The sequence below is a fragment of the Acidithiobacillus sp. genome (assembly GCF_023256195.1).
Classification (GTDB): domain Bacteria; phylum Pseudomonadota; class Gammaproteobacteria; order Acidithiobacillales; family Acidithiobacillaceae; genus Acidithiobacillus_A.
This window is the reverse complement of record NZ_JAGDWX010000034.1, coordinates 1-8,332: the sequence shown is the minus strand read 5'-3', so window position 1 is coordinate 8,332 and position 8,332 is coordinate 1. Positions and strand designations below refer to the sequence as shown.

The following is an 8,332-nucleotide window of genomic DNA, read 5'->3' as shown; positions in this document are numbered from 1 at the left end:
AAGGAGTGACGGATATGAGTGAGAACACGACGCAGCAAGGGGTGGCTGGGCACGGTGCTTTTTTCCAGGACACCAACCTGAAGGCTGAGGAGGCTGAGGCAGCCACGGCCTGGGTGCGCAGTCACGTGGACCGGCGCACGGTGGATCTGGGCGAGCGCATGGACGACATCCGTGAGCACATGTGGGAGCTGGAGAAGGAGGGTGAGATCATCGTCCACCGCATCACCGACGACCACAAGCCCATCGAGGTGGAGACCTTGTTCGGCTGGAAGAAGCGCATCCCCACCAACCAGCTCTGGCACCACAAGAGCTGTGGTCAGTGCGGTAACATCCCGGGCTATCCCACGAGCCTCATGTGGTTCATGAACAAGTTCGGCATCGACTATCTGGACGAGACCGACCAGACCTCTTGCACCGCCTGGAACTACCACGGTTCCGGTATCGGCAATGTCGAGTCCTTGGCGGCGGTGTTCCTGCGCAATTTCCATCAGGCCTATGTCTCCGGCAAGCAGCACGGTTTCGAGAACGGCCATTTCTATCCGCTGGTGCATTGCGGCACGTCCTTTGGCAACTACAAGGAGATCCGCAAGTATCTGGTGGAGTCCGCCGAGCTGCGGGAGAAGGTCAAGAAGATCCTGGGCAAGCTCGGGCGGCTGGTGGACGGCAAGATCGTCATTCCCGAGGAGGTGGTGCACTACAGCGAGTGGCTGCACGTGATGCGCAACCGCATTGCCAGTGAGCTGCAGACCATCGACATGAGCAACATCCGGGTGACGGTGCACGCGGCCTGCCACTACTACAAGATGGTGCACGAGGACGCCGTGTACGACAACACGGTGCTCGGCGGTAACCGCACTGCGGTGGGGACCTCGGTCGCCCAGGCCCTGGGGGCGCAGGTCATCGACTACTCCACCTGGTACGACTGCTGTGGTTTTGGTTTCCGCCACATCATCTCGGAGCGCGAATTCACCCGCAGTTTCACCATGAACCGCAAGATCAAGGTGGCGCGGGAGGAGGCCAAGGCGGACGTGATGATCGGCATCGACACCGGCTGCATCACCACCATGGACAAGAACCAGTGGATCGGCAAGGCGCACGACATGAACTACTCCGTGCCCATCATTGCCGACGTGCAGCTGGCGGCCCTGGCCTGCGGCGCCGATCCCTTCAAGATCGTGCAGCTGCAGTGGCACGCCTCCCCCTGTGAGGATCTGGTGGAGAAGATGGGCATCAGCTGGGACAAGGCCAAGGCCGACTTCCAGGAGTATCTGAAGCAGGTGGAAGCGGGCAACGTGGAGTACCTCTACAACCCCGAACTGGCCACCAATCAGCAGATCAATATGAAAACGGGCGCTTAAGCTCCGCTTTCGGCGATCGGCGAAAAGCCCCGCTTTGTCGGGGCTTTTTTCTTGGGCGCAAACCGCCTTATTGCACCATGGAAAGCTTCAATGACCGAAAGGCTCCCCGAGACCGGGCTTTTTCAGGTATGCTCCTCCCGATATCGTTCATGTCCATTCCGTGACCAGAAGGAGAAGTACCGTGGATCATCAGGAACTCAACAAGCGCTGTGTGGAGCTCTTCCAGAATCCCAACGTTCGCCTGCGTATGTGGGATGCCCGCATGTTCTGGCGGATCGGGGACCGCATGAACCCCACGCCCGAGGATCTGACTCAGCCCAAGGTCGACCCCTGTGAGCTGGAGGTCATGCTGGCCACCGCCGCGCTGACCGAGTCACAGTGTGCCGCCGAACTGGACAAGAAAGAGCCAGGCCGCGCCGCCTTCATCCAGCGCCAGGTACGCGAAGGTATGCGGCCCCTGCTGCGCCCCGCTCACTGAGCCGCGGGAGCGGCGCCTGCAGCCGATCGCAGCGGCGCCGCCAGAAGCGGCTGAATGCGTCGTTCCCAAGACGCCAGCCTCGCCTCGCCCACCTGCCGGTAGACGATTTTTCCCTCCCGATTCACCAGAAAAGTGGTGGGAGTCAGCTGTACTTCACCGAAGGCCCGAGCGGCCTCTCCCCGAGCATCGAAGAGGAGCGGATAGGGGATATGGTAGTAAGAGGCCACCGCCTGCTCCCCCTCGACACTGTCGCTGGGCAGACCGATGCCGATGACTTGGAGACCACGCTCGCCATAGATCTGCTGCAAACGAATCAGTTCGGGTAATTCGGCGATACAGCCCGGACAGTCACTGGCCCAAAAATTCACCAGCAGCACACGGCCACGATAACGATCCAGATCCAGCTCCTGTCCGCTCAAATCGGACAAAGTCAGACTGGGCATGTTCATACGCAGCACCCCGCCGGAGTCCTGCGGCCACCAAAGCCAAGTCGCCAGCCCCAGCAGGGCCACCAGCACCAGCCCACTGAGGGCGACACCCGCGCGACCGCCGCGCAGCGATGGACTCTGGCTCATGCGACCAATGCATCGACAGCCTGCGCACAGAGGATGTCGTTTTCCGTGACACCACCCACCGAGTGCGTCTGAAAACGCACCAGCACATAGTCATAGCCCACCTGCAGATCGGGGTGATGATCCTCACGCGCGGCAATCCAGGCAATGGCGTTGGCGAAGGCCATGCTTTCATAGAAGTTGCGAAAATGGAAACGACGCTGGATGCCCGCCTCCGCGTGTTGCCACTGGGGCAGGGCCGCAAGGGCCTCGGTCAGGGCCTCGGACGACAGGGCGGCCACTCCCCCCTCGCAGGCCTTGCAACGTCCCGGACGCAGATCGCTCTCTTTTCGCTCCATCGCTCAGTCTCCCCCGTCTGTGCACCCGTGTTATCCTAAACCGTTTCCCATGGAAGACCAAAAGTTTTTGGAGGTGTCATGGCACGCAAAAGCCCTCAGGTTCTTGCCACTCCCGATGGCAGCGACCACGTTCTGCTGCACTCGTGCTGCGCGCCCTGCGCCGGACCCATCATGGACGACATCCTGGCCGCCGGCATCCGTTTCACGGTGCTTTTCTACAATCCGAATATCCATCCCGAGGCCGAGTACCTGCTGCGCAAGGAAGAAAATATCCGCTACGCGCAGAAGCTCGGGGTCGACTTCATCGACCTCGACTACGACAAGGACCACTGGTTTGCGCGGGTCCGCGGCCTGGAGTGGGAACCGGAGCGCGGCGCCCGCTGCACCGCCTGTTTCGACATGCGTTTCGAGCGCTCGGCCCTGTACGCGGTGGAGCATGGCTTTACGGTCTTTACCAGCACTCTGGGCATCTCCCGATGGAAGGACATGCAACAGATCAACGCCTGCGGTCAGCGTGCCGCGCAGCGTTATCCCAACCTACACTACTGGGACTACAACTGGCGCAAGCAGGGCGGCAGCCAGCGGATGATCGAGATTGCCAAGAAGGAACAGTTCTATCAGCAGGAGTACTGCGGCTGTGTCTACTCCCTACGGGACAGCAACCGCCATCGCCTGGCGCAGGGCCGCGGCAAGATCGTGCGCGGGGTGAAATTCTACGGCCGCGAGTCCTGAGCCGCACGGGATCCCGTGGAATCCGTGCCCAGAGGCATCCACAGGCGATACCGGTCGCCAGGCCCCAGCAGCTCCAGCGTGGGATAGTGGATGGCGATGCCGCTGGCCTTGCCCCAGCGCTCCAGAGCACCGTAGGCTTTCCAGCTGGCCACTGCCGGATTGGCGCGCACGCTCACGGCGACGACCCGTTGCGCCGGCCAGCTGCCGCGCTGCCAGCCTGGGGGTGTCGTCTGCGTCGCCGTCGTCAGAACGCCCAGTTGGGCCACCACCTGCGTGCTGCCGTCGGCGCCGCGCCGTTCGGCGTCGATGCGGGTGAGCACCGTCGCCCCGCGCATGTCCGGTGGCAGGCTTTTGATGTCCTCCTGCCGCGCCTTTTCCATGGCGTGGAAGCTGCCCGTATAAGGTCGATAGATATAGCTCAAGGCAGGACTGGTCTCAGTCCGCACCGATGCCGAGTGGAAAACCCCCAGCCACCAGAGACTGAAGATCAGCAGAGCCACGAAAGCGAGTAAAGGACCACCCCAGCCCCGCCGCCAGTCCCGCTTGGGACGCACTCGCGGCGCATCAGTCATGGCGAAAATGCTCCAGTCGCTGCCAGTCGAATTGCGGGCCTGGATCCCACTTACGGCCCGGGGCGATCTCCGAATGCCCAGCGATGGCGTCTTCCGCAAGCGCCGGATAATACTGGCGCAAGGCGGCCAGCAGGATATTGAGACGGTCGTACTGGCGGTCCGCAAAAGACTCCATGGCATTTCCCTCCAGCTCTATGCCGATGCTGAAATCGTTGCAGGCAGGGCGACCGCGCCACGCCGAAACCCCGGCATGCCAAGCCCGCCCCTGCACGGGAACATGCTGCCAGATTTTGCCATCCCGCTCTATGAAAAAATGGGCGGACACGCGCAGCTCGCGCAATTGCGCATAGTAGGGGTGAGCATCCCAGTCCAAAAGCCCCTGGAAGAAGCGCTGCACCTCGCCGGTACCGAAGCGATCCGGCGGCAGGCTGATGGCGTGCAGGACGACGAGTTCCACCTGCGCCCCCACCGGACGGTCATCCCAGTGCGGCGACGGCGCCCGCGCCGCCAGATCCCACCAACCCTCCGCCCAGCCCAACCCGCTCAAGGCAGCTCCTCTGCGGGCCATTGTTCCCGGGCGCGCAGCCAAGCGTCGAGGGCGGGGAGCCGGGCCTCTACCTCGACGGGACGCTGGTAGCGGCCATCGCGAAAAAGAAACAGAGCGGGCAGATGATAGACCTCGAACTCGCGAGTGAGACCCATGTCGATACCGGCATCCACCTCCCAGACGACCAGATCGGACCGCTGCTGTTCGTATTGTGACAAGAGTCGCCGCCAGTGTTTGCAGGAGGCGCAGCCGGCGGAACTGAAGAAGAGGATCAACCAGCCGCGGCTTTCGGCCATCCTTTGCCAGAAACCCAGCTCGGATACTTTTTGCACCATGTGGCTCCTCGGATATCAACAGACTTGATAATAATTTAGATAATGTCTAATATGTCTCTCGAACCGATTGGGTTCGCGCTCTCGTCAGGAGTCTCTCATGGATAACCCTATGGAAGTAAGCCCCATCCGCGCCCCTCGCATCGACGAGCCGGCACCGGAGTTCACAGCCCGTACCACCCACGGCCAGCGCCAGCTCAAGGATTACCGCGGCAAGTGGCTGGTCCTCTTCTCCCACCCGGCGGACTTCACGCCGGTGTGCAGCACGGAATTCATGGCCTTCGCCAAGCGCTACCCGGACTTTCAGGCGGTCCAATGCGAGCTGCTCGGGCTCTCCATAGACAGTGTTCACTCCCATATCGCCTGGATGCGCAATATCCAGGAGAAGTTCGGCATCGAGATCCCCTTCCCCATCATCGACGATATCTCCATGACCGTAGCGCACGCCTACGGCATGATCCATCCGGGGGCCAGCGACACCTCGGCGGTGCGAGCAACCTTCGTCATCGATGACAAGGGCATCCTCCGCGCCATGATCTACTACCCCATGAAGAATGGTCGCTCCATCGATGAGATCCTGCGGCTCGTGAAGGCCCTGCAGACCAGCGATGCCCACGGCGTCGCGACCCCCGAGGGCTGGCAGCCGGGCGACAAGGTCATCGTACCGCCCCCGGCTACCGTCGATGCCGCCAACGCCCGTCTGCAAGAGGGCTATGAGTGCACCGACTGGTACTTCTGCAAGAAGGATCTGTAACGCACCGAAACTGCCGGAACCGGACCGCGGGGCCCGATGTGGGCCCCGCGGTTTTTATTTTTTCGCCGTCCGTCGACGGGATAGTCCCTCGGGATACCGGCCCAGACCCACTTCAGAGCTGGGGATGCTGGCGCTCTGTCGGCGCCTGCAGGCGATTCAAGGCGGAAACGTAGGCCTTGGCACTGGCCACGACGATATCCGTATCCGCTCCCTGTCCATTCACCGCGCGCCCGTCCTTGGCTTGCAGACGTACCGTCACCTCGCCCTGGGCATCCGTGCCGGTGGTTATGGCGTTGACCGAAAAGAGCAAGAGTCTGGCCTCGCTGCGGACGATCTTCTCGATGGCCTGGAAGGTCGCATCCACCGGTCCTCCACCCACGACGCTCTCGGTCTTGGCCACCCCGTCCACCCAAAGCTCCACCGTCGCCTCCGGGTGGGCCCCCATCTCCGAGCATACCCGCAGATAGCCCAGGCGATAGCGATCCACCGCCTCTTCCTGGAGCTCATCGCTCACCAGGGACTGCAGGTCTTCATCGAAGATCTCCGCCTTACGGTCCGCAAGATCCTTGAAACGCGCAAAGACCTGATTGAGGGCCTCTCCTTCCAGGTGGATGCCCAATGCCTCCAGGCGCGCGCGCACCGCCGCCCGTCCCGAGAGCTTGCCGAGGGTGATACGGTTGGTGGACCAGCCCACGTCCTCGGCACGCATGATCTCGTAGGTCTCGCGATGCTTGAGGACACCGTCCTGGTGAATCCCGGATTCGTGGGCGAAGGCATTGGCACCGACGATGGCCTTGTTGGGCTGTACCGGGAAACCGGTGATGGTCGACACCAGCTTACTCGTGGCCAGGATCTGGGTGGTATCGATGCGCGTGCTGCAAGGAAAGATGTCGGCGCGGGTGCGCACGGCCATGACGATCTCCTCCAGAGCAGCGTTACCCGCCCGCTCCCCCAGACCGTTGATAGTGCACTCCACCTGCCGGGCCCCATTCTGCACGGCGGCCAGCGAGTTGGCCACGGCCAGCCCAAGATCGTTGTGGCAATGCACCGAAAATACCGCCTGGTCGCTGTTGGGAATACGCTCGCGCAGGGTCGCGATGAGACGACCGAAACGATCCGGCAGGTTATAACCCACCGTGTCGGGAATATTGATGGTACGGGCGCCCGCGGCGATGGCCGCCTCGATGACCCGGCAGAGGAAATCCTCTTCCGAGCGTCCGGCATCCTCGGGCGAAAACTCCACGTCATCGCAGAGATTGCGTGCCAGCGTGACCGCCGCCACGGCCCTTTCCAGAACCTCTTCCGGCGTCATCCGCAGTTTGGCCTGCATGTGCACCGGACTCGTGGCGATGAAAGTGTGGATGCGACCCGCCACCGCCGGGCGCAGGGCTTCGCCGGCACGGCGGATATCCTCTTCCCGCGCCCGCGCCAGACCACAGACGCGACTATCCCGAACCGCCTCGGCAATGGCTTGGACCGCCGCAAAATCACCGGGACTGGCCGCCGGGAAGCCCGCCTCGATGACATCCACGCGCAAGCGCTCCAAGGCTTTGGCGATGCGCAGCTTCTCGTCGCGGGTCATGGAAGCCCCCGGCGACTGTTCGCCATCGCGCAAGGTGGTGTCGAAAATGATCAAATGCTCTTTTTGCTGCATGACTGTCCCTTCCCTCATGGGCAATGAAAACGCAATTCACAACTTGGAGAATACCGGACCCGAAGGTCAAAAAGAGAGTTTAGCCCCAGAGGGGCAGCAGCAGCCGTAGTCGCAGGGATGCGACGAAGGAACCGTGCGAGAATTCAGAAGGGGTATGCATGCTTAGCAGTCTAGCCCCTTGGGCGCAGCACCGCAAGTTCCTGGTAGCACTTCAGAATACCGCTCGCCAGCTCCTCCACCGAGGTCCCGGTGCTGTCAAAGACCGGCAAGTGGGCCTTGCGGAAGATCCGCTCGGCCGCCCGCACCTCCCGCCGACAGACCGACAGCGCCGCATACTGTGGCGACGCCCGTCGTTTCTCGCGAATGGTGTGCAAGGTTTCGGGCTCGATGGTCAGGGCCACCAGTTTATTCCTCCAGGGGGCCAGGGGCGCTGGTAACGCATCGTGCTCGAGATCCCCGTCGGTCAGAGGATAATTCCCCACTTTCAGGGAAAAGTTCATGGCGAGGAACAGCGCGGTGGGCGTCTTGCCGCTGCGCGATACCCCCACCAGGATGAGATCCGCCTCGGAGTAGTGCTCCGGGTGAATGCCATCGTCGTGCGCCAGGGCAAACTCCATGGCGTCCAGCCAGCGCTGATGAAACACCTCCCCCTGCGGCCGAAAGGCACGCCCCAGGGTGTGTACGGAGGGCCGCGCCAATTCTTTCTCCAGAGGGGTTATGAAAGCCTCGAAGAGATTGAGGACAAAGGCGCCCGTACCCACGATCCGACGTTGCGCCGCCGCGTCCACCAAGGTGCTGAAGACGATGGCGCGCTGGCCTGTGCGCCGCTGACATGCATCGATCTCCCGCGCCGCCGCCTCGGCCCGTTCCAGGCCATCGACAAAGGGGATGGTGCGGGTGCTGAAAGCGATGTCTCGAAATTGTGCCAGCAGGCTTTTACCGTAGGACGAGGCCGTAAGACCGGTACGGTCGGAAACAAAAAACACCTGCCGTTG

The 8,332-nt window shown here is 62.3% G+C and carries 11 protein-coding genes; 4 read left to right on the top strand and 7 right to left on the bottom strand.

Going from position 1 to position 8,332, the window contains the following annotated elements:
- The first annotated feature begins 14 nt into the window (after window positions 1-14).
- Window positions 15-1,358, top strand: coding sequence for a heterodisulfide reductase-related iron-sulfur binding cluster (locus Q0C23_RS08885; RefSeq protein WP_291512018.1), 1,344 nt, complete (start codon window positions 15-17; stop codon window positions 1,356-1,358).
- 181 nt (window positions 1,359-1,539) lie between these two features.
- Window positions 1,540-1,836 carry a hypothetical protein gene (locus Q0C23_RS08880; RefSeq protein WP_291512017.1) on the top strand — a complete coding sequence of 99 codons (297 nt, stop codon included), beginning with the start codon at window positions 1,540-1,542 and terminating at the stop codon, window positions 1,834-1,836.
- Here the strand turns inward: Q0C23_RS08880 and Q0C23_RS08875 are convergent.
- Window positions 1,830-2,411, bottom strand: a complete 582-nt coding sequence (locus Q0C23_RS08875) for a TlpA disulfide reductase family protein (RefSeq protein WP_291512016.1) — start codon at window positions 2,409-2,411, stop codon at window positions 1,830-1,832. The genes Q0C23_RS08880 and Q0C23_RS08875 overlap by 7 nt on opposite strands.
- Complete coding sequence (locus Q0C23_RS08870; RefSeq protein ID WP_291512015.1) at window positions 2,408-2,746, bottom strand: 4a-hydroxytetrahydrobiopterin dehydratase; 339 nt, start codon at window positions 2,744-2,746, stop codon at window positions 2,408-2,410. Before Q0C23_RS08870 ends, Q0C23_RS08875 begins: the two co-directional genes overlap by 4 nt.
- 78 nt (window positions 2,747-2,824) lie before the next feature.
- On the opposite strand from Q0C23_RS08870, the gene Q0C23_RS08865 reads away from it, so the two are divergent.
- The gene (locus Q0C23_RS08865; RefSeq protein WP_291512014.1) at window positions 2,825-3,478 is read left to right on the top strand and encodes an epoxyqueuosine reductase QueH; all 654 of its coding nucleotides are present in this window, start codon (window positions 2,825-2,827) and stop codon (window positions 3,476-3,478) included.
- On the opposite strand, the gene Q0C23_RS08860 is transcribed toward Q0C23_RS08865, so the two are convergent.
- Genes Q0C23_RS08860 through Q0C23_RS08850 form a run of 3 tightly spaced genes read right to left on the bottom strand, consistent with a single transcriptional unit; the run spans window position 3,460 to window position 4,932 of the window.
- Window positions 3,460-4,050, bottom strand: coding sequence for a hypothetical protein (locus tag Q0C23_RS08860; RefSeq protein WP_291512013.1), 591 nt, complete (start codon window positions 4,048-4,050; stop codon window positions 3,460-3,462). The two genes, Q0C23_RS08865 and Q0C23_RS08860, sit on opposite strands and share 19 nt — an antisense overlap.
- The gene (gene ampD, locus Q0C23_RS08855; protein ID WP_291512012.1) at window positions 4,043-4,597 is read right to left on the bottom strand and encodes a 1,6-anhydro-N-acetylmuramyl-L-alanine amidase AmpD; all 555 of its coding nucleotides are present in this window, start codon (window positions 4,595-4,597) and stop codon (window positions 4,043-4,045) included. Before ampD ends, Q0C23_RS08860 begins: the two co-directional genes overlap by 8 nt.
- Complete coding sequence (locus Q0C23_RS08850) at window positions 4,594-4,932, bottom strand: thioredoxin family protein (protein ID WP_291512011.1); 339 nt, start codon at window positions 4,930-4,932, stop codon at window positions 4,594-4,596. The genes ampD and Q0C23_RS08850 overlap by 4 nt, the downstream gene beginning before the upstream one ends.
- Window positions 4,933-5,029: 97 nt before the next feature.
- Here Q0C23_RS08850 and Q0C23_RS08845 point away from each other — a divergent pair, with 97 nt between their 5' ends.
- Complete coding sequence (locus Q0C23_RS08845) at window positions 5,030-5,683, top strand: peroxiredoxin (protein ID WP_291512010.1); 654 nt, start codon at window positions 5,030-5,032, stop codon at window positions 5,681-5,683.
- A gap of 112 nt (window positions 5,684-5,795) precedes the next feature.
- On the opposite strand, the gene Q0C23_RS08840 is transcribed toward Q0C23_RS08845, so the two are convergent.
- Both Q0C23_RS08840 and ppsR read right to left on the bottom strand, forming a co-directional pair.
- Window positions 5,796-7,337 (bottom strand): 2-isopropylmalate synthase, encoded by a 1,542-nt coding sequence (locus tag Q0C23_RS08840; RefSeq protein ID WP_291512009.1) that lies wholly within the window; start codon window positions 7,335-7,337, stop codon window positions 5,796-5,798.
- Between the two features lie 170 nt (window positions 7,338-7,507).
- Window positions 7,508-8,332 (bottom strand): pyruvate, phosphate dikinase/phosphoenolpyruvate synthase regulator (ppsR, locus tag Q0C23_RS08835; protein WP_291512008.1); only part of this gene is annotated, 825 nt, incomplete at its 5' end.